The sequence below is a fragment of the Paludibacillus litoralis genome (assembly GCF_037646705.1).
GTDB lineage: Bacteria > Pseudomonadota > Alphaproteobacteria > Rhodobacterales > Rhodobacteraceae > Pikeienuella > Pikeienuella litoralis.
The window spans coordinates 705,302-731,776 of record NZ_JBBHER010000002.1 but is presented as its reverse complement, the minus strand read 5'-3'; the positions used below and the strand labels follow the sequence as shown (position 1 = coordinate 731,776).

The following is a 26,475-nucleotide window of genomic DNA, read 5'->3' as shown; positions in this document are numbered from 1 at the left end:
GACCGAATGGCTCGCCGCGCGCTCCGGCGCCCCCGTCGACCCGCCCCCGATCGGACGAAAAGGGAAAAAACCCCTCGCAAAAGCCCCGGGAACCTACGTCCTCCAGAAATAAGGCGCCCAAATGCGCGCGACCGGGCCGGATACAGGGAGACAAGGGCCGCAGGGCGGGCGGCGGGCCCTCGCGGTGGCGGCGGTCCTTGTCGCGCTCTTCGGCGTTCTGACGGTCTTCTCGGGGGGGCGGGCGCTCTTCGGCGGCCCGGAGGCGCGCGCCGCGGTCGGCGACGCGGTTCCCTTCGTGCTCTGGTTCAATTTCATCGCCGGCTTCGCCTATGTCGCGGCCGGCGCCGGCCTGTTTCTGCGGCGGCCCTGGGCGATGCGGCTCTCGATCGCGATCCTCGCCGCCACGATCGCGGCGATGATCGCCTTCGGGGTCCACACAGCCCTGGGCGGCGCCTACGAGATGCGCACGGTCGGGGCGATGAGCCTCCGCATCCTCGTCTGGGCCGCCGTCGCAGCGATGGCCCTGCGCGCGGCCGGATGAGCGCGGCTTGCGCGGCGAATTGGTTTCCGGGCCGTCCCGGATAAGAAATCCGCCGACCCCGAGGCCCCCCTCCCCGGGGTCGGCGGCGGGCCGCGGCGCTGAAGAGACGATCTTCGCGCCGCGGCCCTCATGGCGCCGCGCAAGCGGAGGCTGTTTTCGCGCTCAAGGCCCGATCCGAACGACCGGCTCCCTGTTCGCGCACGCCCCCGCCCGCGGGCGGGCCATTCGTCAAACCCGTCCTTTCCATGGAATGAAGATCCGCTCCATGTATCGGATCAGCAGGTCGAAGCTGAAGGCGAAGACGCCGATGACGATGATGCCCATGATCACGGTGTCGCTGGCGAGGTATTCGGCCGCGTTCAGCACCATGAAGCCGAGGCCGCGTCTCGCGGCGATCATCTCGGCGGCGACCAGCGTGGTCCAGCCGACGCCGATGCCGATCCGCATCCCGGTGAAGATCTCCGGCAGCGCCGCCTTCATGATCACCTGAGTGATGACCTGAGCGCGGCTGGCGCCCATGGCGTAGGCGGCGTGGATCTGCTCGACCGAGACCGACCGCACCCCGGAGCGGGCGGCGATGGCCATCGGCGCGAAAATCGCCAGATAGATCAGGAACACCTTGGGGAATTCGCCGATGCCCAGCCAGATGATCACCAGCGGCAGATAGGCCAGCGGCGGCAGCGGGCGGTAGAACTCGATGACCGGGTCGAAAAGGCCGCGCATCACCCGGTTCACGCCCACGAGGATGCCGATCGGGATCGCGGTCAGGCAGGCCAGCGCCAGGGCCCCGAACACGCGCCCGAGGCTCGCCAGCGTATGCTCGGTCAGGGTGGAGTTGGAGACGCCCTCGGTCATGGCGATGATGAACTTGTCATACACGGCGAAGGGCGACGGCAGGAACAGCGGCTTCACCCAGCCCATCCCGGTGATGAGAAACCAGAGGCCGATCAGAACCAGCGCGGTGACGATGCTGATATTGCCGCTGTAGCCGTCGCCGGGCGCGCCGTAGATCTTGCCGGGCTGCGCCGATTTCGCGCGCGTGAGACGCTCAAACATGGACCAGCCCCGGATTTTCCGACGCGCGCTCGTCGCCATAGATGATCCCCAGGATGATCTCCCGCATCTCGATGAAGTCGGGGCTGGACTTGATGGCGCGCGCGTCGCCGCTCTCGAGGAAGCGGCGGTTGAAGTCGAGGTCGTAGGTATGGGTGATGCGGCCGGGGCGCGGCGACATCACGATCAGGCGCGAGCCGAGGAACAGCGCCTCCTCCACGCTGTGGGTGATGAAGAAGAACATCTTGTGGGTGTGCCGCCACACGCGGAGCAGCAGTTCCTGGATGGTCTCGCGCGTCAGCGCGTCCAGCGCCGCCATCGGCTCGTCCATCAGGAGCATGGCCGGATCGCAGGTCAACGCCCGCGCCACGCCGACGCGCTGCTGCATGCCGCCCGAAAGCTGATAGATCATGTGGTGGTGGAAATCCTCCAGCCCGACCAGCGCCAGGTTCGCCGCCGCCCGCTCGCGCCGCTCCGCGCGCGGCACGCCCTGCAGCTTGAGGCCGAATTCGGTGTTGCCCATGACGTCGAGCCAGGGCAGCAGCGCGTGCTTCTGGAACACCACGCCCCGATCCGCGCCCGGCCCCGTGATCAGCCGGCCGCCGAGCGTGATCTCGCCGGCGCTGGGCGCCATGAACCCCGCCATCAGGTTGAGCAACGTGGTCTTGCCGCAGCCCGACGCGCCCAACGCCACCACGAAGTCGCCGCTGTTGATCGTCAGGTTGACGCCTTTCAGCGCGACGACGGCCTCATCCGAATGAAGACCCGGATAGGTCAGGTTCACATCGCTGACGGTGAGAGCTTCCATATCCTGCCTTCGCATCGCATCCGGCCCCGGCGCGAGGATGGGCGCGTCTCGCCGGCCTCGCACGGGCCTCCGGAGAGGGAGCGCCGGCGGCGTCGCCGCCGGCGCCTGACGTCCTGGTCCGTCTAGTTCGCGGCGGCGTTGGCGAAATCCGCGTTCACGAAGCCGCTATAGTCCGGCAACACCGAGTCGATCTGCTTCTGGTCGACCAGAAACTCGGCCAGCCCCATCAGCGCCTCGCTCGCGCTTCCGCCGAGCCAGCGCGCCGACACCTGCTCGTCCAGCGTCGGGAAGGAGAGCAGGCCGAGGGTCTCGACCGCATCCTCGGGGCTTCCCCCGATGATGCGCACAATGCCCTGAACCTCGGCGGAATCCGCGGTCCAGGCCGCGCTGTTGGCGTTGAAGCCGTTATAGTGCTCCGCCAGAACCGCGGTGAAGGCGTTCATGAAATCGGGATGTTCGGCGGCGAACGCCTTGCCGACGACGAGCGTGTCGAATGTCGGAATGCTCGCCGCGCCGATCTCCTCGGAATCGGCCAGGACGGAGCCGCTCTTCTTGATCTCCGAAAGCGCCGGCGGCCACACATAGGCGGCGTCGATGTCGCCGCGCTGCCAGGCGGCGACGATCTGCGGCGGCTTCATGTTGAAGATGTCGACCTCGCGCGGGTCGATGTTCCACATCTTCTCCAGCGCGACCAGCAGGTGGAAATGCGAGGTCGAGACGAACGGCACCGCCACCTTCTTGCCCTTGAGGTCCTCCGGCGTCTCGATGCCGGAGCCGTCGCGCACGACGAGCGCCTCCGCCTTGCCGATATTGTTGAGGATCCAGAACGCCTCCAGCTCGACGCCGCGGCTGCTGGCCGACACCACGCCCGGCGCCCCCATGACGCCGATCGCCACCGCGTCGGACGCCATCGCCGTGCCGACCTCGCCGGCCGAATTGAACTGCCTCCAGTCGATCTCGTACCCGATCTCCGCCGCGGCCTTGTCGAAGGACCCGTCGGCGATCGCGGTGATGAACGGCCCGACCACCTGTTGGTAGCCGACCACGACCTCGGTTTGCGCCTGCGCCTCCGCGTGAAGGAACAAGCCGGCGGCGGCGAACGCCGCAACGCCTCCAAGCAGCCTGAATGTCATGAGTTCGCTCCCTGATATTATTGTCATGAGACCAGGCGTTCGGCCGCGTCAGGCGGCCCTCCTCCCTAAACCCGAGCCTCTCTCATGAGACAAAACCAACAAAATTTGAAAGTCAATAGAAGCTATATATCTCTAGAGGACCGAAACACGCTCCTGGTCGTTCCGAAACGACGGGGCTCTCGCGCGCGCCGCGGCGCGATTTCGGGCCGGAATGAAAGAAAGGCGCGGCGCGGCGGGCGCAGGAGCCGCTCCGCGACATCCACCTCGGAGCGATCGACGCCCGACGCGGAACCTCCGCCGGCCCGGCCGCGCAGGGCTCCGGCGAAGGCGCGGAGATCCGGGGCGCGCGCCCTCCCCCCGGGCCCGGCCAGACGGCCGATTTTGGGCCTCCACGCCATGCCTCTCGAATCCGCTGTTTTAGATAATCGTCATATTACAATGGCTTAGATACCTTATCGCGTGCGATAACGCGCGATAACGCGCGATAACGCGCGATAACCCGCGCCGCGCGGTCCAGTTGACCCCGCCTCTCGCCCTCTCTAATCTCGCTCTCGCCTCGGGGAGCCGCTGAAGCGGCTGAGACGCGCCTTGCGAACCCGCAGAACCTGAACCGGACCATGCCGGCGTAGGAAAGGCCAGGGGGAGTCCCTCCCGCCGCTCTTGCGCTGCGGCAGAGGAGACCAAGATGCCCCGCCTCTCTCATGTCTTTTTCGCCGCCGCCGCCGTCTCCCTCCCCCTCTCCGGAGCCGCGTCCGCCGCCGAGACGCTGACGGTCTACACCTATGACAGCTTCGTCTCCGACTGGGGGCCGGGGCCGCAGATCGAGGCGAATTTCGAAGCGGTCTGCGGCTGCGATCTCGAATTCGTCAGCGCCGGCGACGGCGCCGCCCTTCTTGGCCGGCTGAAGCTGGAGGGGAAGCGGAGCCGCGCCGACATCGTGCTCGGCCTCGACGCCAACCTCGCCGCCGACGCCGCCGCGACCGGGCTTTTCGCCCCCCACGGGCTCACCCCCGAGACCGACGTTCCCGGCGGCTGGGCCGACCCGCATTTCCTCCCCTATGACTGGGGCTGGTTCGCCTTCGTCTATGACAAGACCCGGCTGGCGACCCCGCCCGCAAGCTTCGAAGAGCTGCTGGCCGCGCCGGACGACGTCACCATCGTGATCCAGGATCCGCGCTCCTCCACCCCCGGGCTCGGCCTTCTCCTCTGGGTGAAGCAGATCTACGGCGACGAGGCCGGCGCGGTCTGGGAGCGCCTCGCGCCCCGCATCGTCACCGTCACCAAGGGCTGGTCGGAAGCCTACGGCATGTTCCTGCAGGGCGAGGCGGCGATGGCGCTCTCCTACACCACCTCCCCCGCCTACCACGTCATCGCCGAGGACGACCGGACCAAGGCCGCGGCGATCTTCTCCGAAGGGCACTACCTCCAGGTCGAGATCGCCGGCAAGCTGGCCTCGACGAAGCAGAACGCGCTCGCCGATCAGTTCCTCGCATTCATGCTTTCGGACGGATTCCAGAGCGCGATCCCCGAGACCAACTGGATGTATCCCGCGAAAACCCCCTCCAGCGGCCTGCCCGAAGAGATCGCCGCCCTGCCCGTCCCGGCGAAGACGCTGATCTATCCGGTCTCGGACGCGAAGGCCGCGCGCGACGCCGCGCTCACCGAATGGCTGGAGGCGCTGAGCCGGTGAGGCCCGGCGTCGACCGGCGCCGCCTTCATCCCGCCGTCCTGCTGTTCGGCGGCGGGGCGCTTGCGTTCGCGCTGGCGCTCACCTTCGGCGCGGTCGCGGTGCTGGCTCTGGCGGCGGCGCCCGGCGGCGGGATCTCCGCCCCCGATTGGCGGGCGTTCCGGTTCACCGCGCTTCAGGCGTTCCTCTCCGCCCTCCTCTCCGTCCTGCTGGCCGCGCCGCTCGCCCGCGCGCTGGCGCGGCGGAGATTTCGCGGACGGGAGGCGGTGCTCAGCCTGCTCGGCGCGCCGTTCCTCCTGCCGGTGATCGTCGCCATTTTCGGCGTCGTCGCGATCTGGGGCCGCTCCGGGCTCGTCAGCCAGGCGCTTCTCGCCGCCGGCTTCGGGCGGCTCGACATCTACGGCCTCCCCGGCATCCTGATCGCGCATGTCTTCTTCAATCTCCCGCTCGCCACGCGGCTGCTGCTTCAGGGCTGGGCCGAGATTCCGGCGGAGCGCTGGCGGCTCGCCGCGCAGCTCGGCGTCGAAGGGCGGGCGCTCTTCCGGCTGCTGGAATGGCCGGCGCTCCGCGCGACGGCGCCGGGCGCGTTCGCGCTGATCTTCCTCATCTGCGCGACCAGTTTCGCGGTGGCGCTGGCGCTTGGCGGCGGCCCGCGCGCAACCACGCTGGAGCTCGCGATCTATCAGGCGATGCGCTACGATTTCGACCTCGCGCGCGCGGCCGAGCTGGCCGGGCTGCAGTTCGCGCTCTGCCTCGCGCTCGCGCTTTTCGCCGCGCGGGTCTCGGCGCCGGCGGGGTTCGGGCCCGGGCTCGGCGCCGCGCCGCGCCGATGGGACGGGCGGCGCCGCGCGGCGCGGATGATGGACGGCGCGGTGATCCTGCTCGCCCTGCTCTTTCTCGGCTCGCCGATCGCCGCGGCCATCGCGCAGGGGCTGCCGGGGCTGACGTCGATGGGCGCCGGGATCTGGGCGGCGGCCGGGCGCTCGCTGATCGTCGCGCCGCTCGCCGCGGCCATCGCGCTCCTGCTCGCGCTCGCGCTGGCGGCGTTCATCACCGGGCTGGAGCGGCGGCGGCCGGAGGCCGGCAGGTTGGCGGAGGCGCTCGGCCTTCTCACGCTGGCGGTCTCGCCCTTCGTCGTCGGGGTCGCGCTTTTCATCACGCTTCGGCCCATGATCAATCCGGCCAGCGCGGCGTTGCCGCTGATCGCGCTCGTCAACGCGATGATGGCGCTGCCGTTCGCGCTCCGTCTTCTTCTGCCGCCGCTTCGCGAAGCGGTCCGGGATTACGGCCCGCTCGCCGCTTCGCTCGGCATGACCGGCGGCGCGCTGGCGCGGCTCGTCTATCTTCCCCGGCTTCGCCGCCCGCTCGGCTTCGCCGCCGGGCTCTCCGCCGCGTTGGCGATGGGGGATCTCGGCGTCGTCGCGCTTTTCTCCGCGCCGGGCGCGCCGACATTGCCGCTTTACATGTACGGCCTGATGGCGGCGCATCGGCTGGAGGCGGCGGCGGGCGCCGCGCTCCTGCTGGCCGGGCTCAGCTTCGGGCTCTTCATCATCTGCGACCAATGGGGCCGACATGCTGAAACTTGAGGGCGCGGAAGCCGGGCTCGGCGCGTTTCGCCTCGCCGGGGACCTGTCGCTGGCGCGGGGGGCGCATCTCAACCTGATCGGCCCCTCCGGCGGCGGCAAGAGCACGCTCCTCAATCTCATCGCCGGCTTCGTCGACCTCACGCGCGGGCGCCTCCTCATCGACGGGCGCGACATGGCCGGCGTTCCGCCGGCGCGGCGGCCGGTGACGATCCTGTTTCAGGAGCACAACCTCTTTCCCCATCTCGACGCGGCGGCGAATGTCGGCCTCGGGCTCGATCCGGGCCTGCGGCTCTCGAAAGCGGAGCGATCGCAGGTCGCGGCGTCGCTGGCGGAGGTCGGGCTGGCCGGGCTCGGCTCCCGCCGCCCGGCCGATCTCTCCGGCGGCCAGCGTCAGCGCGTCGCCCTCGCGCGGGCGCTCCTGCGCGATCGGCCGGTGCTTCTTCTGGATGAGCCTTTCGCGGCGCTCGGGCCGGCGCAACGGATGGAGATGGTGGATCTCGTCGCCACCCTTCGCGCCCGGCGCGAGTTGACGACCATCATGGCCACCCACGCGCCGGACGACGCGCGCCGCGCGGGCGGCGCGCTCTCATTCATCGACGCCGGGCGGATCGGCGCGCCGACGCCCGTGGCCGAAGCCCTGGATGCGCCGCCGCCCGCGCTCGCCGCCTATCTTGGCGGCGAGGACCCCGGGAGATCGCCCTGACCGCGGGCGCCTGAGCCGAGACGCGCCCGCCCGCCCGCCGCCGTCAGGCGTGGATCGCGCCGTCGCAGAGCGCCAGCGCCGCCTCGCGCACCGCCTCGGAATAGGTCGGATGCGCGTGGCAGGTGCGGGCGATATCCTCCGCGCTCGTGCCCAGCTCCATGCCGACGCAGATCTCGTGGATCAGATCGCCCGCGCCCGGCCCGATGATATGCGCGCCGAGGAGCTGCCCGGTTTTCGCATCCGCGAGCAGCTTCACGAAGCCGTCCGTGGCGAGGTTGGCTTTCGCCCGCCCATTGCCGAGGAACTGGAACTTTCCGGCCTTGTAGGCCCGGTCCTGCTCCTTCAGCGCCTCCTCCGTCAGGCCGACGGAGGCGACTTCGGGCGAGGTGTAGATCACGCTGGGGATCACCGCGTAATTCACATGGCCGGCGCCCTTCGCGATCTGCTCCGCGACCGCCATGCCTTCATCCTCGGCCTTGTGCGCCAGCATCGGCCCCTCGGTCACGTCGCCGATCGCGTAGACGCCGTCGACATTGGTGCGCCAATGCGCGTCCGTCATCACGAATCCGCGCTTCATCTCGACGCCGAGATCCTCGAGCCCGAGCCCCTCCGTGTAGGGCCGCCGGCCGGTCGCGACCAGAACGATATCGGCCTCGATCATGTGCTCGCTCTCGTCCTTCCGGCGCTGGAAGGCGATCTTCAGCTTCGTCTTCAAGGCCTCGACGCCGGTGACCGCGGCGCCCAGCTCGAAGGCGATCCCCTGTCGTTTCAGGAACCGCCGAAAGGTCTTCGCCACCTCCGCGTCGGCGCCCGCCGCGATCTCGTCCAGATATTCGATCACCGTCACTTCGGCGCCCAGCCGGCGCCAGACCGAGCCGAGCTCGAGCCCGATCACCCCGCCGCCGATGACGACCAGCCGTTTCGGAACGCTGGCGAGCTCGAGCGCGCCGGTGGAGGAGACGATCCGCTCCTCGTCGATTTCGAGGAACGGCAATGTCGCCGGCTCCGAGCCGGTCGCGATGACGATGTTCTTCGCGTTCAGCGTCTCTTCGCCGACCTGCACCGTCCCGGGGCCGGTGATCTGTCCCCAGCCCTTGATGTAGTCGACCTTGTTCTTCTTGAAGAGGAATTCGATGCCCTTCGTGTTCGCCTCGACCACGCCGCTCTTGTGCTTCTGCATCTGGGCGAGATCGGCGGAGAGGGATTTCGCGTTGATCCCGAGCTTCGCGAAATTCGTCTCCGCCTCATGCAGCATCTCGGTGGCGTGGAGCAGCGCTTTCGACGGGATGCACCCGACATTGAGGCATGTGCCGCCGAGCGCGCCGCGCCCTTCGACGCAGGCGGTCTTCAACCCGAGTTGCGCGGCGCGGATCGCGCAGACATAGCCGCCCGGCCCGCCGCCAATGATGATGAGGTCGTAATCGGCCATGATCAGGCTCCTTCGTTTAACCGTGAATCAGCGCCGCGATGAGCATCAGCGCCGTCGCTCCGAATCCGATCCCCCAGATCGCGGAGCGAAGATAGGGAACGCCGCTGACATAAGCCGGAACGTACAAGATGCGAGCGGCGAGATAGACCCAGGCGCAGCCGGCTGTGAAGCCGGTCCCCGCGCCGCCGAGGGTCACCGCGACGACGGCGATGGTGAAAAGGATCAGCCCCTCGAAATGGTTCTCCATCGCCCGCTTCAGCCGCCCCGCGGCGCCGGTGAGAAAAAGCGGCTCGTCGCGCGGCCCCGTGGTCTTCTCGGCGCCGAGCTGGCGGTTCGCGGCGACGGCCATCAGCGCGAGCTGCGCGACCTGCACGAGCCCGGCGAGGGCGAGAGCGGTGAGCTCGCTCGTCATGGCGCCGCCCGGCCGACGCAGATCCGCCGGGGCGCGGACGCGTTCGGCCCGCCCCCCGCGATGACGAAGACGCCCGCCGCCGTCATCACAGATCCATCAGCAACCGGCGCGGATCCTCCAGCGCATCCTTGACCCGCACGAGGAAGGTCACCGCCTCCTTGCCGTCGACGACGCGGTGGTCGTAGGAGAGCGCGAGATACATCATCGGCCGCACCACGATCTCGCCGCCGATCACCATCGGCCGATCCTGGATCTTGTGCATGCCGAGGATGCCCGACTGAGGCGGATTCAGGATCGGCGAGGACATCAGCGAGCCATAGACGCCGCCGTTCGAGATGGTGAACGTGCCGCCCTGCATATCGGCCATCGAGAGCTTGCCGTCGCGGGCGCGGAGCCCGAGTTCGCTGATCACCTTCTCGATCTCGGCGAAGCTCAACTCGTGCGCGTTCCGCACGACAGGCACCACGAGGCCGCTCGGCGTGCCGACGGCGACGCCCATATGGACGAAATTCTTGTAGATGATGTCCGTGCCGTCGATTTCCGCGTTGACCGCCGGAATCTCGTTCAGCGCATGAACGCAGGCCTTGGTGAAGAACGACATGAAGCCGAGCTTCACGCCATGCTTCTTCAGGAACTCATCCTTGTATTCATCCCTGAGCGCCATGATCGCGCTCATGTCCGCCTCGTTGTAGGTCGTGAGCATCGCGGCGGTGTTCTGGGCGTCCTTGAGCCGGCGGGCGATGGTCTGGCGAAGCCGCGTCATCCGCACCCGTTCCTCGCGCGCCTCATCCTCGGCCGACACCGGGGCGCGGGGAACGGCGGCGAGGGAGGGAGTCGACGGCGCGGCGGCGGGCGCCTCGACCGCCCGGGGCGGAACGCCGCGGGCCGCTTCGGCCAGAACCTCGGTTTTCGACTTTACGCCGCCTTCCGATTTCGCAACGGGTTTCGCGGGCTCGGCTTCCTTCTCCGGCGTGGATTCCGGCTCCTTGGCTCCGGCGGCGGCCTCATCGCTCTCGGGCGCGGCCTTCGCCGGCGCTTTCGCCTTTTCGGCCGGCGCCGCGCCTTCGGTCATCGTCGCCAGAAGCGCGTCGCGGTCGACGGTTTCGCCTTCCTTCGCGACGATCTCGTCCAGGCGCCCGGCGACGGGGGCCGGCACCTCGATCGAGACCTTGTCCGTCTCAAGCTCGACGATCGGCTCGTCGGCGGCGACGCTGTCGCCGGTCTTCTTCAGCCATTTCGCGATGGTCGCTTCCGTCACGCTTTCACCCAGCGTCGGCACGCGAATTTCGATGCTCATCGGAACCCCTTTCTCAACCCGTCAACGCATCGGCGACGAGCGTTTCCTGTTCATGCTTATGCTGAGCCGCGAGCCCGGTGGCGGGCGACGCGGCGGCGTGGCGGCCGACATAGCGCGGGCGCGTATGCTTGGCGTCGATCCGCTCCAGAACCCATTCGATGTTCGGCTCGACGAAGCCCCACGCCCCCTGATTCTTCGGCTCTTCCTGACACCAGATCATCTCCGCTTTCTTGAAGCGGGAAAGCTCCTTCGTCATGCTCATCGCCGGGAAGGGGTAGAGCTGCTCGAGGCGGAGCAGATAGACATCGTCCAGCCCCTGCGCGTCTCTGGCGGCGAGAAGATCGAAATAGACCTTGCCGGAACAGAGAACGACGCGCTTGATCTTGTCGTCCTTCTTCAACTTCATCTGCGACACTTGGCCGGCCATCTCCGCATCGTCCCAGAGCACGCGATGGAAGCTCGAATCCGGCCCCATCTCCTCCAGTTTGGAGACGCAATGCTTGTGCCGCAGCAGGCTTTTCGGCGTGAACAGGATCAGCGGTTTGCGAAAGCTCCGATGAAGCTGTCGCCGCAGGATATGGAAATAGTTGGACGGCGTCGTGCAGTTCGCGACGATCCAGTTGTCCTCGGCGGAAAGTTGCAGGAACCGTTCGATCCGGGCGGAGGAATGTTCGGGCCCCTGCCCCTCGTAGCCATGCGGCAGGAGCATCACCAGCCCGGACATGCGGAGCCATTTCCGCTCCCCCGGGCAGATGAACTGGTCGATCATGATTTGCGCGCCGTTCGCGAAATCCCCGAACTGCGCCTCCCACAGGGTCAGGCCGTTCGGTTCGGCCAGCGTGTAGCCATATTCGAAGCCAAGGACCGCGTATTCCGACAGCATCGAGTCGATCACGTCGAAATCGGCTTGCCCCTCCCGGATATGCTTCAGCGGGTAATAGCGCTCCTCGGTCTTCTGATCGACCAGGACGGCGTGGCGCTGCGAGAACGTGCCCCGCGAGCAATCCTGCCCGGAGAGACGGACCGGGAAGCCCTCCAGTTGAAGCGTGCCGAAGGCCAGCGCCTCGGCGGTGGCCCAGTCGATGCCGTCGCCGCGCTCGATCATCTCGCGCTTCGCGTTCATCAGCCGGACCACGGTCTTGTGCGCGGAGAAGCCGTCGGGGATCCGCGAGAGCGCGGCGCCCACCTCCTTCAGCATGTCGATCGGAGCCCCGGTGACGCCGCGCTGGTACTCTTCGTTGCCGACGCCAAGATGCCGCCAGCGCCCGTCAAGCCAGTCCGCCTTGTTCGGCCGGTAGACCTTGCCGGCCTCGAACTCCTCGTTCAGTTTCGCCTGAAACTCCGCCTTCATCTCATCGACCACGCCTTCGTCGATCAGACCGTCGGCGACGAGCGTTTCGGAATACAGCTGAAGCGTCGTCTTGTGCTTCTTGATCTCCCGATACATCCCCGGCTGGGTGAACATCGGCTCATCGCCCTCGTTGTGACCGAAGCGGCGATAGCAGAAGATGTCGAGCACGACGTCCTTGTGGAACTTCTGGCGGAACTCCGTCGCGACGCGGGCCGCGTGCACGACGGCCTCGGGATCGTCCCCGTTCACATGGAAGATCGGCGCCTCGACCATCAGCGCGATATCCGTCGGGTAAGGCGAAGAGCGGGAGTTGTGCGGCGCCGTGGTGAAGCCGATCTGGTTGTTGACCACGATATGAAGCGTGCCGCCGGTCCGGTGCCCCTTCAGCCCGGAGAGGCCGAAACATTCGGCCACCACGCCCTGCCCCGCGAAGGCCGCGTCGCCATGAAGCAGAACCGGCAGGACCATCGTCCGGTCGTGATCGCCGAGTTGGGCCTGCTTCGCCCGCGCCTTGCCGAGCACGACCGGGTTCACCGCCTCCAGATGGCTCGGATTGGCCGTGAGGCTGAGATGCACGAGATTGCCGTCGAATTCCCGGTCGGAGGAGGCGCCGAGGTGATACTTGACGTCGCCGGAGCCCTCCACCTCGTTCGGTTTGGAGCTGCCGCCCTGAAATTCGTTGAAGATGGCGCGGAAGGGCTTGCCCATCACATTGGCGAGCACCGAAAGACGGCCGCGATGCGGCATGCCGATGATGACGTCCTTCACGCCGAGCGCGCCGCCGCGCTTGATGATCTGCTCCATCGCCGGGATCAGGGACTCGCCGCCGTCGAGGCCGAACCGCTTGGTGCCAAGATATTTCACGCCGAGGAATTTCTCGAACCCCTCCGCCTCCACCAGCTTTTGCAGGATCGCGCGTCGGCCCTTCTTGGTGAAGGCGATCTCATTGCCGTAGCCTTCGATCCGCTCCTTCAGCCAACCGGCCTGCTCGCCGTCGGAAATATGCATGTATTGCAGCGCGAACGTGCCGCAATAGGTGCGCTGGACGATGGCCACGATCTCCCGGATCGACGCGGTCTCGAGCCCGAGCACGTTGTCGATGAAAATCGGCCGGTCCATGTCGGCCGGGCTGAAGCCGTAGCTCGCCGGATCGAGTTCGGGATGCCGCACCGGCGGCGCCAGCTTCAACGGATCGAGATCCGCGGCGAGATGCCCGCGGATCCGGTAGGCCCGGATCAGCATCAGCGCGCGAAGACTGTCCAGCACCATCTGATGAAGGCGTCCCTCATCGAGGGTCACGCCGCCTTCATGCGCCTTGGCGGTCAGCTTCGCGCCGATCACATCCGCCGTCGGCTCGGTCGGCCACCGCCCGTCCAGCGCCGCGATCAGATCGCCCGACGGCGTCGGCGGCCAGTCGGCCCGGGCCCAGGATGGGCCGCGCGCCTCGGCTTCGACAAGGCCGGGCTCGTCGCCGAGCGAACGGAAAAACGTCGCCCATGCGTCGTCCACCGCCTTCGGGTCCTTCGCATAACGCGCGTGGAGCTGCTCCATATAGGCCGCATTGTGCCCCTGCAGGAACGACGAGTTCTGGAATAACTTGTTAGCGCTCTGCTCGCTCATGATCCGTCCTCACCCGATTTGGCCGAAAACTCCGGTTATCGTCCCATCGCCTTCAGCACCGCCTCGCCAAGTTTCGCCGGACTTTCGGCGACAGTGATTCCAGCGGATCTCATCGCCTCGATCTTGTCCTCGGCGCCGCCCTTGCCGCCTGAAATGATGGCGCCGGCATGGCCCATGCGCCGGCCCGCCGGCGCCGTGCGCCCGGCGATGAAGCCGGCGATCGGCTTCTTCACCTTGCTGGTCCGGATGAATTCGGCGGCGTCCTCTTCGGCCGAGCCGCCGATCTCGCCGATCATGATGATGCTCTCGGTCTCGTCGTCCGCCATCAGCAATTCCAGCGCATCGACAAATTCGAATCCCTTGATCGGGTCGCCGCCGATCCCGATGCAGGTCGACTGGCCAAGCCCCGCGGCCGTGGTCTGCCCGACCGCCTCATAGGTCAGCGTGCCTGAGCGCGACACGATGCCGACGCGCCCGCGCCGGTGGATATGGCCCGGCATGATGCCGATCTTGCAGGCGTCCGGCGTGATGACGCCGGGGCAGTTCGGGCCGATCAGGATCGATTTCGACCCCTGAAGCGTCCGCTTCACCTTCATCATGTCCAACACCGGGATGCCTTCGGTGATGCAGACGATCAGCTCCATCTCCGCGTCGATCGCTTCGAGGATCGCATCCGCCGCGAACGGGGGCGGAACGTAGATCGCGCTCGCCGTCGCGCCGGTCTGGGCGCGGGCGTCCGCCATCGTGTCGAACACCGGCAGGCCGATATGGGTCGAGCCGCCCTTCCCGGGCGTCACCCCGCCGACCATCTTGGTGCCGTAGGCGATCGCCTGCTCGGTATGGAACGTGCCCTGGGAGCCTGTCAGGCCCTGACAGAGGACCTTGGTGTTTTCGTCGACAAGTACGGACATTTCAGTTCCTTCTGTTTCTTACCGAGACGCATTTTCGGCCGCCGGAAAGTGCGACTTTAGTCTCATGTTTCATCGCGGCCAGCCCCCCCAAAACACTCCGCGCCCCTTCCCGACCAACATATATCGGAGGCGCGGTCACAGCATTTGATTTTCAGGCTCGATCGCATCGTTCGCTCATGGGGCCGCGGCGCCCGGATCGGCGCCGCCGGGGCGCCCGGATCATTCAAACGCCGTTCTGACCATACGCGAAATTCCGACCAGTTCCCCGCTCCTGATTCGTCAGACGCGCAAACGGCCGACAGTGCGGCAATCGGAAATCCGGCGCGCAGAGGCACGCTTACCCCCGCACCGCCTTCACGATCTTTTCCGCCGCATCGCCAAGGTCGTCGCCCGAGAGCACGTTCAGCCCCGAATTGGCGATGATCTCCTTGCCGAGATCCACATTCGTTCCCTCGAGCCGCACCACCAGCGGCACTTTCAGCCCGACCTCCTTCACCGCGGCGACCACGCCCTCCGCGATCACGTCGCAGCGCATGATGCCACCGAAGATGTTAACGAGAATGCCCTTAACCTGCGGATCGGACGTAATGATCTTGAAGGCTTCGGTCACCTTGTCCTTGGTCGCGCCGCCGCCCACATCGAGGAAATTGGCCGGCTCCGAACCGCAGAGCTTGATGATGTCCATCGTCGCCATCGCGAGCCCGGCGCCGTTGACCATGCAGCCGATCTCGCCGTCGAGCGCGATATAGTTCAGGTCGAACCTGGAGGCCTGAAGCTCCTTCGGGTTCTCCTCCGACTCGTCGCGGAGCGCCAGAATCTCGGGGCGCCGGAACAGCGCGTTGGAATCGAAATTCATCTTCGCGTCGAGGCAGTGAATATCGCCCGCCTTGTTCACGATCAGCGGATTGATCTCCAGAAGCGAGCAGTCCTTGTCCGTGAAGAGCCGATAGAGCTGGCCGATCAGGTTCACGCACTGCTTCACCGCCTTGCCCTGGAGCCCGAGGGCGAACGCGACGCGGCGGCCATGAAACGGCTGCACCCCGGACGCCGGATCGACGGAAAAGGTCAGGATCTTCTCCGGCGTCTCCGCCGCCACCTTCTCGATATCCATGCCGCCTTCGGTCGAGACGATGAAGGAGACGCGCGAGGTCTCCCGGTCGACCAGCAGAGCCAGATAAAGTTCGCGGGCGATATCCGAGCCGTCCTCGATATAGACGCGGTTCACCTCTTTCCCCGCCGGGCCGGTCTGGTGGGTGACGAGCGTCCGGCCGAGCATCTTCTCGGCCTCGTCCGCCGCCTCCCCCACGGAGCGCGCCAGCCGGACGCCGCCACCCTCGCCCGCCGAGGCCTCCTTGAACTTGCCCTTGCCGCGGCCGCCCGCGTGGATCTGCGCCTTGACCACCCATATCGGCCCATCCAGCGCGCCGGCCTGCGACTTCGCCTCTTCCGCGCGCGTCACGACGCGACCGTCGGAAACCGGCGCGCCGTATTCCTTCAGAAGATGCTTTGCCTGATATTCATGGATGTTCATGGGGTTCGGTCCGTCGTCAGATCATCGACCCCGCGGGGCCAGGTTTATGTCGAGGCGCGCGCGGCGCCTGACGCTCGGTTGCGAATAGTCCTCAGCGCCGGATTCTGCAACGCATATGGGCGGCGCCGCCTCTTAACCACCCAAAAGGGTGGGCTGCGAGATGGTTTTCATTCAAAAGTTTCGGGTCTGAGCCGGCCGGGCGGCCCGCCCATCGCCGCGACTCGAGACAGGACGGGCCGGCCGCGCCCAGTGGCGGAATCGCCTCCGGGAGCGGTCGGCCCGTCCTCATCCGTTCAGGTCCGGGGCCCGCCAGGCGCGTCTTACGCCAGCGAGCCGTCGATCTCCTTGCACGCGGCGACAAGCCCTTTCACCGCATCGACGGAGTTGTCGAACATCGTCTGCTCGTCCTTGTTGAGCTTGATCTCGATCACCTTCTCGACGCCGCCCGCGCCGATCACGGTCGGAACGCCGACATAGAACCCGTCCAGCCCATATGCGCCCTCGACATACGCGGCGCACGGCAGAACGCGCTTCTGGTCCTTGAGATAGGCTTCGGCCATCTCGATCGCGGACGCCGCCGGCGCGTAGAACGCGGAGCCGGTCTTCAGCAGGCCGACGATCTCGGCGCCGCCGTCGCGGGTGCGCTGGACGATCGTGTCGATCCGATCCTGCGTCGTCCACTCCATCTTCACCAGGTCGGGCAGCGGAATCCCGCCGACGGTCGAATAGCGCGGGAGCGGCACCATCGAATCGCCATGGCCGCCCAGAACGAACGCGTTCACATCCCGCACCGAAACGCCGAACTCCTCGGCGAGGAAATACCGGAACCGCGCGCTGTCGAGCACCCCCGCCATGCCGCAGACCTTGTTCCGCGGCAGGCCCGAGAACTCCCGGAGCGCCCAGACCATGGCGTCGAGCGGGTTGGTGATGCAGATGACGAAGGCGTCCGGCGCATGCTCGGCGATGCCTTCGCCGACCGCCTTCATCACCTTCAGATTGATGCCGAGCAGGTCGTCGCGGCTCATGCCGGGCTTGCGCGGCACGCCGGCGGTGACGATGCACACGTCGGCGCCGGCGAGGTCGGCGTAATCCGTTGTGCCCGAAAACGCGGCGTCGAACTTTCCGATCGGGCTGGATTCGGCCAGGTCGAGGGCCTTTCCTTGCGGTGTGCCGTCGGCGATGTCGAACAGGACGACGTCGCCCAGCTCCTTCAGCCCGGCGAGATGGGCGAGCGTGCCGCCGATCTGACCGGCGCCGATCAACGCGATCTTGGGTCGTGACATAGGAAGCGCCTTTCGTAGCTCGTTTCTAAGGTCGCGAGGGGGGATACTCCTTGCCCGCCACGCTCGCAAGAGCGGCGAGTCTCCGGAGCGGAGGGCGCGGGCGCGCGGCTGTTGCGAAGTATCCCGCGTCAGCGCGCGCCGCATCTGCTATGATCGCCGGAGACATACCGCCGTTCGACGAAGGAGACCGCCTCATGCGCACATCCATTCTCGCCGCCGCCGCCGCGTCCGTCCTCTTCGGCGCGCTGGCGGTCAACGCGGTCGCGGAGGACCGCGTGCTCACCCTGCCGGAAAATTATCAGACCACATTCGAAAAATATCTGATCGCCGACCGGATGCTGAACGAGGATCAGGTGATCGCGGTCTACGCCGACGCGAAGACGCGCGCCGCCGCGCGGGCGGGCGAGCCCATACCGGATGGGACGGTCATCGTCGCGGAGCTTTACAAGGCGAAGCTCGATGAGGATGGCGAGGTCGCCGAGAGCCTGATCGGGCGGCGCATCCCCGAAAAGCTCGCCGCGATCGTGACCATGGAGCGCAGGGCCGAATGGGCGGAGCAATATCCGGACGATCTGAAAGTCGGCGGCTGGGAGTTCGAGGTGTTCAGCCCCACGGGGGAGAATCTCGGCAAGGACACCACCGCCTGCCGCGAATGCCATCAGCCGCTCGCCGACAGCGAATTCCTTTACACCTACGACCTGATGGCCGGCGCAAACTGAGCGGGGCCGCCGGCGCGGCCGGCGGAAATTGCGCGCCGCGCCGTTTCCGTCTATGCGGTGCGCCTCGCCAGACGCCGTTAGGGAGACCGCCTTGCCCGCCACGCCACGCCCCCGCCGCTCCGTCCTCTACATGCCGGGCAGCCGCGCCCGGGCGCTAGAAAAAGCGCGCACGCTGCCGGCGGATGCGCTGATCCTCGATCTCGAGGACGCGGTGACGCCGGACGAGAAGGAGAACGCGCGCGCGCTCGTGGTCGAGGCGCTGGCCGCGGGCGGCTACGGCGCGCGGGAGCTGATCGTCCGGATCAACGGGCTGGACACGCCATGGGGCGCGGCCGACCTCGCGGCGGCGGCGAAAGCGGGGCCGGATGCGATCCTGATCCCGAAGGTCGAGAGCCCGGAGATGATCGAGGCCGTCGCCGCCGGAATGGGCGCGGCCCCGGCCCGCACCGCGATCTGGGCGATGATGGAGACGCCGAAGGGCGTGCTGAACGCCGCCGCGATCGCCGGGGCGCATCCGCGCCTCGCCGGATTCGTGATGGGAACGAACGACCTCGTGAAGGAGCTGCGCGCCAGCCACGCGCCCGGCCGCGCGCCGGTCGCGGTCTCGCTCGGGCTTTGCCTGCTCGCGGCGCGGGCGGAGGGGCTCGTCGCGCTCGACGGGGTCTGCAACGCCTTTCGCGACGACGCGCTCCTGCGCGCCGAATGCGAAGACGGCCGCGCGCTGGGGTTCGATGGCAAGACGCTGATCCATCCGGGCCAGATCGCCATCGCCAACGAGATCTTCGGCCCGTCGGCGGAGGCGCTGGCCGAAGCGGAGGCGCAGCTTGCGGCCCATGAAGCGGTCGTGGCCGAGGGCGGAGGCGTCGCCGTCGTCAACGGCCGCATCGTCGAGAACCTGCATGTGGAGACTGCGAAACGCCTGCTCGCGGAGGCCGAGGCGATCCGGAATCTGGAAAGCCAGTCCGGCTGACGCCGTGAGTCCTTATGTTTTCAACGGGAGTGACGCATGGTGATCCTGGCTTGCGGCGTCGCGCTTTGGTCCGCCGCCCATTTCCTGCCCTCGGCGGCGCCCGAGGCCCGCGCGAAGGCGATCGCCATGGCCGGGCGGCGCCCCTACCGCGGCGCGTTCTCGGCCGTCGTCGCGCTTTCGCTCGCGCTGATGGTCTGGGGATATCGCAGCGCGGACTTCACTCCCGTCTACCAGCCGCCCATCTGGGGCGTTCATGTCAACAACCTCCTGATGCTCTTCGCGGTCTATCTTGTCGGCGTCGGCGGGATGAAGGGCCGGCTCGCGACGAAGCTGCGGCACCCGATGCTCACCGGAGTCCTTGTCTGGTCCGCGGCGCATCTTCTGGCCAATGGCGACCAGGCCTCGATTCTCCTCTTCGGCGGCATGGGCCTCTGGGCGGCGGGGATGATGTGGATGATCAACCGGCGCGACGGCGCCTGGACGCCGCCGGAAGCGGGCGGGCTCGGGGCCGAGATCAAGCTGATCTTCATCACGGTCGCCATTTACAGCGTCATTGTCTTCACGCATGGATGGCTGCTCGGCGTCAATCCTTTCCCGGTGTGAAACCATGCTCGCCTACCGCTTGCTGACCGAAGACGACACATCCGCGTTCTGCCACAAGGTGACCGCCGCGCTGGCCGCCGGCTGGTCGCTGCAGGGCCCGCCCGTCTACGGCTTCGACGCCGCGCGCGGCGTCATGCGCTGCGGTCAGGCCGTGGTGAAGGAGGTGGACGGCGCCTACGATCCGGAAAAGAAGCTCGGCGCGCTCTGAACGGCTTGCGTCCGGCGGCGTGGGGAGTAAGTTCGCGCCCGCAACAAAGAGGCGCGCGGTGAGCAGGACCAACCCGGCGAACAAGACCAATCCCGGAAACTTCTTCGAAGATTTCCGCGTCGGGCAGGTCATCGACCACGCGACGCCGCGCACCGTGACCGAAGGGGATCGGGCGCTCTACGGCGCGCTCTATCCCACGCGCTTCGCGCTGTCGTCCTCGGCCGCGTTCGCCGCCGCCGCCGGCCTCGCGCCCGCGCCGGTCGAGGAGCTGATCGGCTTTCACATCGCCTTCGGCAAGACCGTGCCGGACATCTCGCTGAACGCCGTCGCGAATCTCGGCTACGCGGAATGCCGGTTTCACCGGCCCGTGCGCCCCGGCGACACCATCTCCGCGCGCTCGGAGGTGATCGGGCTGAAGCAGAACTCCAACGGGAAGACCGGCGTCGTCTGGGTCCGCTCGACCGCGCGGAATCAACGCGACGAGATCGTGATCGACTGGGCGCGCTGGGTGATGGTGAGAAAGAACCGGCTCGAGGCCGACGCGCCCGCGACGGTGATTCCGAAACTGGCGGAGGCCGTGGCGCCGGCCGATCTGATCGTTCCGCCGGGGCTGGATTTCACCCGCTACGATTTCAGGGCGGCCGGCGAGCCGCATCGCTGGCGCGACTACGCCGTCGGCGAGAAGATCGATCATGTCGACGGCGCGACGCTGGAGGAGGCCGAGCACATGATGGCGACTCGGCTCTGGCAGAACACGGCGAAAGTGCACTTCAACGCCGAGGCCCGCGACGGCGCGCCGCGGCTGATCTATGGCGGCCATATCATCAGCCTCGCGCGCGCGCTCTCGTTCAACGGCCTGGCCAACGCGCAGCCGATCGCGGCGATCAACGCCGGCGCCCACGCCGCCCCCGCGCACGCGGGCGACACCATCTACGCATGGTCGGAAGTGCTTGAAAAAGCAGAGATCGACGCGCCCGGCGTCGGCGCGCTTCGCCTCCGCCTCGTCGCCGTCAAGGGGCGGGATCCGGACATGACGCTGCGGACCGAAGACGGGGCCTACGCGCCCGGAGTTCTGCTGAATCTGGACTACTGGACGTTCTGCCCGACGTAAGCCGGGAACAAGGATCACCGGCGGCGCGCCCTGTTTGATCAAATTGATCAAAAAACCGGGATGCCGCCTTTGCGCTGGCCGCGATTGTCTCGTAATGTCCGGGCAGCCACATCTCTGGCGGGGCCCGGCGCGCGAGCCGCGGCGGAATCTAGGGGGAGCCGACATGGCGAGCACAACCGGGGGCAAACGCCCACTTTCACCGCATCTTACGATATATCGACCCCAGATCTCTTCGGTCATGTCCATCTTTCACCGCGCGACGGGCTGCTTCATGGCGCTCACGGTCACGCTGATCGTCTGGTGGTTTCTCGCCGCCGCGGCGGGACCCGACTATTTCGCCTGCGCGGAAGGCTTTCTGACGAGCTGGCTCGGCATTCTGATCATGGTCGCCTCCGCCGCCACATTCTCCTACCATCTGATGAACGGGATCAGGCATCTCTGGTGGGATATCGGCAACGGCTTCGAACTGCGCGAGATGGCCGTCACCGGCGTCATCGCTCTGATCGGCGCCGGCGTGCTGACCCTGATCATTCTTTTCGTCGCGATGTGAGGGCGCCATGAGCTATCTGACAGACCGCAAGCGCGCCACCGGCCTCGGCTCCGCCAAGGACGGGACCGGGCATTGGTGGACGCAGCGCATAACCGCCGTCGCGCTCATCCCGCTGGGGCTGCTGTTCGTCTTTCCGTTCGTCGGCGCGCTCGGCCGCGGACACGACGCGATGATCGCGCTCTACTCCCAGCCTTATCACGCGATCATCGCGGGGCTTTTCATCATCGTCGCCACCACGCATCTCCGGCTCGGCGTGCAGGTCGTGGCCGAGGATTACATGCATGGCTGGCAGCGCAACGCCGTGCTCATCGCGAATACGCTTCTGTGCATGTTTCTCGGCTTCGCCGGGCTTTTCGCTGTCGCGAAAATCGCTTTCGCAGGCTGACGATCCGCCGGGCCCGCATGCGGGCCGGCGGGTGAATTGAGGGATCTGGACCATGGCCGCTTACGAATTCATCGATCACGAATATGACGTCGTCGTCGTCGGCGCCGGCGGCGCCGGGCTTCGGGCGACGCTCGGCATGGCCGAACAGGGGCTGAAAACCGCCTGCGTCACCAAGGTCTTCCCGACACGCTCGCACACCGTCGCGGCGCAGGGCGGCATCGCCGCCTCGCTGTCGAACATGGGGCCGGACCATTGGCAGTGGCACATGTACGACACGATCAAGGGCTCCGACTGGCTGGGCGACACCGACGCCATGGAGTATCTCGTGCGTCACGCGCCGAAGGCGGTCTACGAGCTCGAGCATTACGGCGTGCCCTTCTCGCGCACCGAGGACGGGCGGATCTACCAGCGCCCCTTCGGCGGCCACATGACCGAATTCGGCGACGGGCCGCCGGTGCAGCGCACCTGCGCCGCCGCCGACCGGACCGGCCACGCCATCCTTCACACGCTGTATGGCCAGAGCCTGAAGAACAACGCGGAATTCTACATCGAATATTTCGCGATCGACCTGATCATGACCGAGGACGGCGTCTGCCAGGGCGTCGTCGCCTGGAAGCTGGACGACGGAACGTTCCACCGCTTCAACGCGAAGATGGTGGTGCTGGCGACGGGCGGCTACGGGCGCACTTATTTCTCCGCCACCAGCGCGCACACCTGCACCGGCGACGGCGGCGGCATGGCCGCGCGGCAGGGACTCCCCCTCCAGGACATGGAGTTCGTGCAGTTCCACCCCACCGGCATCTACGGCGCCGGGTGCCTCATCACCGAGGGCGCGCGCGGCGAAGGCGGCTATCTGGTCAACTCGGAAGGCGAGCGGTTCATGGAGCGCTACGCGCCCTCCGCCAAGGACCTCGCGAGCCGCGATGTCGTCTCCCGCTGCATGACGATAGAAATTCGCGAAGGGCGGGGCGTCGGCCCGAACAAGGACCATCTTCATCTCTATCTCAACCACCTGCCGCCCGAGACGCTGCATGAGCGCCTTCCCGGCATTTCCGAGAGCGCGCGGATCTTCGCCGGGGTGGACGTCAACAAGGAGCCGATTCCGGTTCTGCCGACGGCGCATTACAACATGGGCGGCATCCCGACGAACTATCACGGCGAGGTTCTGAACCCGACCGCGGACGATCCCGACCGGATCCAGCCCGGGCTCATGGCGGTCGGCGAGGCGGGCTGCGCCTCGGTCCACGGCGCCAATCGACTCGGCTCCAACTCGCTGATCGACCTCGTGGTCTTCGGCCGCGCCGCCGCGATCCGCGCCGGCGAGATCGTGGATCCGAACGAGCCGAACCGCCCGCTCAACACGGCGTCCGTGGAAAAGGCGATGGATCGTTTCGACGGGATCCGCCACGCGAAGGGCGCGGTTCCAACCGCCGACCTCCGGGGCAAGATGCAACGCGCCATGCAGCGGGACGCCGCCGTCTTCCGCACCGAGGAGACCTTGAAGGAAGGCTGCGCCGCGATGAGCGAGATCTATGGCGAGATCAAGGATCTGCACGTCACCGACCAGACGACGGTCTGGAACACGGACCTGATGGAGACGCTGGAGCTAACCAATCTCGTGGCGAACGCGATGGCGACCATCTACGGCGCCGAAGCGCGCAAGGAGAGCCGCGGCGCCCACGCGCGCGAGGATTTCCCCGACCGGGACGACGAGAACTGGCGCAAGCACACGCTCGCCACGGTCGACACGGAGACCGGAAACGTGAACCTCAGCTACCGCCCGGTTCATGTGGATCCGCTCACCCCTGAGGCGGAAGGCGGCATTGACCTGAAAAGGATCGTGCCGAAGGTGCGCGTATACTAGGCCCGGCCAAGCCGGGCGGAACGACAAGGCCCGCGCCGTTCGCCGATGAGGCCGCGGCGCGAGGAAGAGAAGACGCCGAGGCCGTGGACGAATAGCCCCCGGCAGACGCGAACGCATTGAAAGGTTCGGGACGACATGGCCGAGTTCACGCTACCGAAAAACTCGAAAATCACCAAAGGCAAGACCTGGCCGAAGCCGGAAGGCGCGACCAATATCCGGACATTCCGCATCTATCGCTGGAACGAGGAATCCGGAGACCTCCCGCGGATCGACACGTATTTCGTCGATATGGACACCTGCGGGCCGATGATTCTGGACGCGCTGATCAAGATCAAGAGCGAGATCGATCCCACCCTCTCCTTCCGCCGCTCCTGCCGGGAAGGGATCTGCGGGTCCTGCGCGATGAATATCGACGGGATCAACACCCTCGCCTGCATCTACGGCCTCGACGAGGTCAAGGGCGACGTGAAGATCTATCCGCTGCCGCATCTGGAGGTGGTGAAGGATCTCATCCCCGACCTCACGCATTTCTACGCGCAGCACGCCGCGATCCAGCCCTGGCTGGAGACGAAGACGAACCGCCCGGAAAAGGAATGGCGCCAGTCGATCGAGGACCGGAAGAAGCTGGACGGGCTCTATGAATGCGTGATGTGCGCCTGCTGCTCGACGGCCTGCCCGAGCTACTGGTGGCAGGGTGACCGTTATCTCGGCCCGGCGGCGCTGCTTCACGCCTATCGCTGGCTGAGCGACAGCCGCGACGAAGCGACCCCGGAACGGCTCGACTTCCTCGAGGATCCGTTCCGCCTCTACCGTTGCCACACGATCATGAACTGCACCAAGACCTGCCCGAAGGGGCTGAATCCCGCCAAGGCGATCGGCGAGATCAAGAGGATGATGATCGAACGGCAACTCTGAGCTGGCGGGCGTCGTCTTCAGCAGCGCGCGCCGCGCGCTGCTTCGCCCGCACATGCTCACGCCAGAAGGCGAACACGCCCGCGCCGATGACGATGGCGCCGCCGGCGATGGTCCAGGGAGAGATGACCTCACTGAAGACGGTCACGCCGATAAACGACGAGAACACGGTCTGAAAATACGCGAAAGGCTGGATCGCGGAGGCCTCGGCCGCTTCAAACGCGCGGATCAGCAGGTAATGACCGATCATCCCCGTGCAGCAGAGCGCCGCCATCATCAGGATCTCGATCGGCGTCATCGACGACCAGAACCATGGGCCGATCAGCGTCACCACCACAGCGCCGCAAACGCCAGTGTAATAGAAGCTCGTGATCGCCGCATCCGTCCGCGCGACGCGGCGCGTCGCGATGCCGTAGAGCGCGAACATCACCATCCCCACGAGCGCGACGCCCATCTCGTAGCTGATCGCCTCCGAGCCTGGCCGGATTATCAGCAACATGCCGAGAAATCCGGTTCCGATCGCGGTCCAACGGCGCCAGCCGATCTTTTCTCCGAGCAGAGGCCCTGAAAGCGCGACGACCAGCAGCGGCCCGAAGGCGAAGATCGCATGGCTCCGGGCCAGCCCGAGAATGTCGAACGCCAGGATCGCGATGCAGATCTCGAGCGCCAGCGTCACCCCGCGAAAGATCTGCAGCGCCGGCTGCCCGCTTCTCATCCCGTTCCGGAACCCTGTCCGCCAGAGCAGGATCAGACAGACCCCGCCGAAGGCCCAATAACGCCACATGGTGATGAAGATCGGCGAATGCTCCGCCGCCAGCGCCTTGGAAAGGCCGTCCTGAAGCGCGAAGATGACGGTCGTCGCCAGCATGAAGACGACGCCGCGAATATTATTGTTTTCCAAAGCAGCCATGCGCCGCCTATGCAGCGTTCCTCCAGTATGGGCAACGGCGTTTTTTGCAGATCAGGTATCCGCTTTTGCGGATCAGGTCTCCACGTCGGACGCCTCGTCGAAGCCGACGAAGAACCGGTTCCAGGTCGGGCTGATCATCACCTCGTTGAAACAGACATGCGCCGGCGCCTCCGCGATAAACCGGACCGTCGCGCCGAGATCCTCCGCTTGCAGCATCCGCGCCATGTCCGCCTCGCTCGGCGGCGTCGGACGGTCGCGCATGATCGGCGTCGCCACTTCGCCCGGCATCAGCGCGGTGCATCTGATTCCGTGCGCGCATTCCTCGATATTGATGGCGTGAGAGAGAGCGACGACCGCATGTTTCGACGCGGTGTACGCCGGCCCGGTCAGCCGCGAGATGTGCCGGCCGGCCCAGGACGAGGTCAGGATCAACGTGCCGCCCCCGGCGGCGCGCATTCCCGGCAGCACCGCGAGAACGCAATTCATCACGCCGTTCAGGTTGAGGTCGACGACCTGCGCGAAATCCCGCGCGCTGACGGCGGCGAGGGCGCGGTTCGGTATGTTCCGGCCGGCGTTGGCGACGAGGATATCCACCCCGCCCCGCGCCGAGGCGATCGCCTCGACCACGGCCTGCGCCGCGTCGGCGTCCACGACATCGAGCGGGGCCGCCTCCGCCGCGCCCCCCGCGGCGGCGATCTCGTCGACGACGCGGCCGAGCGCGTCCGCGCGCCGCCCCGAGACGACGACATGCGCGCCCGCCGCCGCCAGCGCCCTGGCGGCGGCTTCGCCGATCCCGCTACCGCCGCCGGTGATCCATGCGGTCTTGCCTTCGAGCATAGCCAAGGTCCGATCTCCTTCTTTTCATTCCCGCACCCTGCCCCGGCGCGGCCCGCCCCTC

The 26,475-nt window shown here is 67.1% G+C and carries 25 protein-coding genes and 1 riboswitch; of the genes, 13 read left to right on the top strand and 12 right to left on the bottom strand.

All coding sequences use genetic code 11. The annotated features are described in order from the left end of the window. Positions 1-121: 121 nt before the first annotated feature. A complete protein-coding gene (locus tag WG921_RS04445) occupies positions 122-541 on the top strand; it encodes a hypothetical protein (RefSeq protein WP_340107996.1) in 420 nt (139 codons plus the stop codon). Positions 542-769: 228 nt separating this feature from the next. Here WG921_RS04445 and WG921_RS04440 read toward each other — a convergent pair whose 3' ends face one another. From WG921_RS04440 to tauA, 3 genes are all read right to left on the bottom strand, one after another. Continuing rightward, positions 770-1,597: an ABC transporter permease subunit gene (locus WG921_RS04440; RefSeq protein WP_340107995.1), complete on the bottom strand. Its 828-nt coding sequence runs from the start codon at positions 1,595-1,597 to the stop codon at positions 770-772. Then, positions 1,590-2,402: a taurine ABC transporter ATP-binding protein gene (locus tag WG921_RS04435; RefSeq protein ID WP_340107994.1), complete on the bottom strand. Its 813-nt coding sequence runs from the start codon at positions 2,400-2,402 to the stop codon at positions 1,590-1,592. Before WG921_RS04435 ends, WG921_RS04440 begins: the two co-directional genes overlap by 8 nt. A 122-nt stretch (positions 2,403-2,524) precedes the next feature. After that, on the bottom strand, positions 2,525-3,535 hold the full coding sequence (gene tauA / locus WG921_RS04430; RefSeq protein WP_340107993.1) for a taurine ABC transporter substrate-binding protein: 1,011 nt from the start codon (positions 3,533-3,535) through the stop codon (positions 2,525-2,527). 547 nt (positions 3,536-4,082) lie between these two features. After that, a riboswitch (TPP riboswitch) is annotated at positions 4,083-4,184 on the top strand. Between the two features lie 36 nt (positions 4,185-4,220). Between tauA and thiB the strand changes: the two genes are divergently transcribed. Genes thiB through WG921_RS04415 form a run of 3 tightly spaced genes read left to right on the top strand, consistent with a single transcriptional unit; the run spans position 4,221 to position 7,511 of the window. Continuing rightward, on the top strand, positions 4,221-5,225 hold the full coding sequence (gene thiB, locus WG921_RS04425) for a thiamine ABC transporter substrate binding subunit (protein ID WP_340107992.1): 1,005 nt from the start codon (positions 4,221-4,223) through the stop codon (positions 5,223-5,225). Continuing rightward, positions 5,222-6,808 (top strand): ABC transporter permease family protein, encoded by a 1,587-nt coding sequence (locus WG921_RS04420; RefSeq protein WP_340107991.1) that lies wholly within the window; start codon positions 5,222-5,224, stop codon positions 6,806-6,808. The genes thiB and WG921_RS04420 overlap by 4 nt, the downstream gene beginning before the upstream one ends. Beyond that, a complete protein-coding gene (locus tag WG921_RS04415; protein WP_340107990.1) occupies positions 6,795-7,511 on the top strand; it encodes a thiamine ABC transporter ATP-binding protein in 717 nt (238 codons plus the stop codon). Before WG921_RS04420 ends, WG921_RS04415 begins: the two co-directional genes overlap by 14 nt. A gap of 43 nt (positions 7,512-7,554) precedes the next feature. On the opposite strand, the gene lpdA is transcribed toward WG921_RS04415, so the two are convergent. The 7 genes from lpdA to mdh all read right to left on the bottom strand — a co-directional run bounded on the left by lpdA (position 7,555) and on the right by mdh (position 17,345). Continuing rightward, positions 7,555-8,940: a dihydrolipoyl dehydrogenase gene (lpdA, locus tag WG921_RS04410; protein WP_340107989.1), complete on the bottom strand. Its 1,386-nt coding sequence runs from the start codon at positions 8,938-8,940 to the stop codon at positions 7,555-7,557. A 16-nt stretch (positions 8,941-8,956) separates the two neighbouring features. Further along, positions 8,957-9,352, bottom strand: a complete 396-nt coding sequence (locus WG921_RS04405; RefSeq protein ID WP_340107988.1) for an MAPEG family protein — start codon at positions 9,350-9,352, stop codon at positions 8,957-8,959. An 85-nt stretch (positions 9,353-9,437) separates the two neighbouring features. Continuing rightward, on the bottom strand, positions 9,438-10,649 hold the full coding sequence (gene odhB / locus WG921_RS04400; RefSeq protein ID WP_340107987.1) for a 2-oxoglutarate dehydrogenase complex dihydrolipoyllysine-residue succinyltransferase: 1,212 nt from the start codon (positions 10,647-10,649) through the stop codon (positions 9,438-9,440). Positions 10,650-10,662: 13 nt separating this feature from the next. Beyond that, on the bottom strand, positions 10,663-13,620 hold the full coding sequence (locus WG921_RS04395; RefSeq protein ID WP_340107986.1) for a 2-oxoglutarate dehydrogenase E1 component: 2,958 nt from the start codon (positions 13,618-13,620) through the stop codon (positions 10,663-10,665). A 35-nt stretch (positions 13,621-13,655) separates the two neighbouring features. Next, the gene (gene sucD / locus WG921_RS04390) at positions 13,656-14,531 is read right to left on the bottom strand and encodes a succinate--CoA ligase subunit alpha (protein WP_340107985.1); all 876 of its coding nucleotides are present in this window, start codon (positions 14,529-14,531) and stop codon (positions 13,656-13,658) included. Between the two features lie 337 nt (positions 14,532-14,868). Then, entirely contained in the window at positions 14,869-16,062 is a 1,194-nt protein-coding gene (gene sucC / locus WG921_RS04385; RefSeq protein WP_340107984.1) for an ADP-forming succinate--CoA ligase subunit beta, read from the bottom strand. Between the two features lie 320 nt (positions 16,063-16,382). Further along, on the bottom strand, positions 16,383-17,345 hold the full coding sequence (gene mdh / locus WG921_RS04380; protein WP_340107983.1) for a malate dehydrogenase: 963 nt from the start codon (positions 17,343-17,345) through the stop codon (positions 16,383-16,385). Positions 17,346-17,539: 194 nt separating this feature from the next. Here mdh and WG921_RS04375 point away from each other — a divergent pair, with 194 nt between their 5' ends. The 9 genes from WG921_RS04375 (at position 17,540) to WG921_RS04335 (ending at position 24,670) form a co-directional block, all read left to right on the top strand. Further along, positions 17,540-18,064: a cytochrome P460 family protein gene (locus WG921_RS04375; RefSeq protein WP_340107982.1), complete on the top strand. Its 525-nt coding sequence runs from the start codon at positions 17,540-17,542 to the stop codon at positions 18,062-18,064. 52 nt (positions 18,065-18,116) lie between these two features. Then, a complete protein-coding gene (locus WG921_RS04370; protein ID WP_340107981.1) occupies positions 18,117-19,034 on the top strand; it encodes an HpcH/HpaI aldolase/citrate lyase family protein in 918 nt (305 codons plus the stop codon). 36 nt (positions 19,035-19,070) lie between these two features. Continuing rightward, positions 19,071-19,637, top strand: coding sequence for an NnrU family protein (locus WG921_RS04365; RefSeq protein WP_340107980.1), 567 nt, complete (start codon positions 19,071-19,073; stop codon positions 19,635-19,637). A gap of 4 nt (positions 19,638-19,641) precedes the next feature. Further along, positions 19,642-19,845 (top strand): DUF1737 domain-containing protein, encoded by a 204-nt coding sequence (locus WG921_RS04360; protein WP_340107979.1) that lies wholly within the window; start codon positions 19,642-19,644, stop codon positions 19,843-19,845. A gap of 58 nt (positions 19,846-19,903) precedes the next feature. Next, positions 19,904-20,956 carry a MaoC family dehydratase gene (locus tag WG921_RS04355; RefSeq protein WP_340107978.1) on the top strand — a complete coding sequence of 351 codons (1,053 nt, stop codon included), beginning with the start codon at positions 19,904-19,906 and terminating at the stop codon, positions 20,954-20,956. Between the two features lie 163 nt (positions 20,957-21,119). Continuing rightward, positions 21,120-21,506: a succinate dehydrogenase, cytochrome b556 subunit gene (gene sdhC, locus WG921_RS04350; protein ID WP_340107977.1), complete on the top strand. Its 387-nt coding sequence runs from the start codon at positions 21,120-21,122 to the stop codon at positions 21,504-21,506. A 7-nt stretch (positions 21,507-21,513) separates the two neighbouring features. Then, on the top strand, positions 21,514-21,891 hold the full coding sequence (gene sdhD / locus WG921_RS04345; protein ID WP_340107976.1) for a succinate dehydrogenase, hydrophobic membrane anchor protein: 378 nt from the start codon (positions 21,514-21,516) through the stop codon (positions 21,889-21,891). Positions 21,892-21,943: 52 nt separating this feature from the next. Continuing rightward, positions 21,944-23,755, top strand: a complete 1,812-nt coding sequence (sdhA, locus tag WG921_RS04340; protein WP_340107975.1) for a succinate dehydrogenase flavoprotein subunit — start codon at positions 21,944-21,946, stop codon at positions 23,753-23,755. Between the two features lie 135 nt (positions 23,756-23,890). Next, on the top strand, positions 23,891-24,670 hold the full coding sequence (locus tag WG921_RS04335) for a succinate dehydrogenase iron-sulfur subunit (protein ID WP_340107974.1): 780 nt from the start codon (positions 23,891-23,893) through the stop codon (positions 24,668-24,670). On the opposite strand, the gene WG921_RS04330 is transcribed toward WG921_RS04335, so the two are convergent. Further along, positions 24,639-25,577, bottom strand: coding sequence for a DMT family transporter (locus WG921_RS04330; protein ID WP_340107973.1), 939 nt, complete (start codon positions 25,575-25,577; stop codon positions 24,639-24,641). The two genes, WG921_RS04335 and WG921_RS04330, sit on opposite strands and share 32 nt — an antisense overlap. Before the next feature lie 72 nt (positions 25,578-25,649). Beyond that, entirely contained in the window at positions 25,650-26,414 is a 765-nt protein-coding gene (locus tag WG921_RS04325) for an SDR family oxidoreductase (protein WP_340108010.1), read from the bottom strand. Between the last annotated feature and the right edge of the window lie 61 nt (positions 26,415-26,475).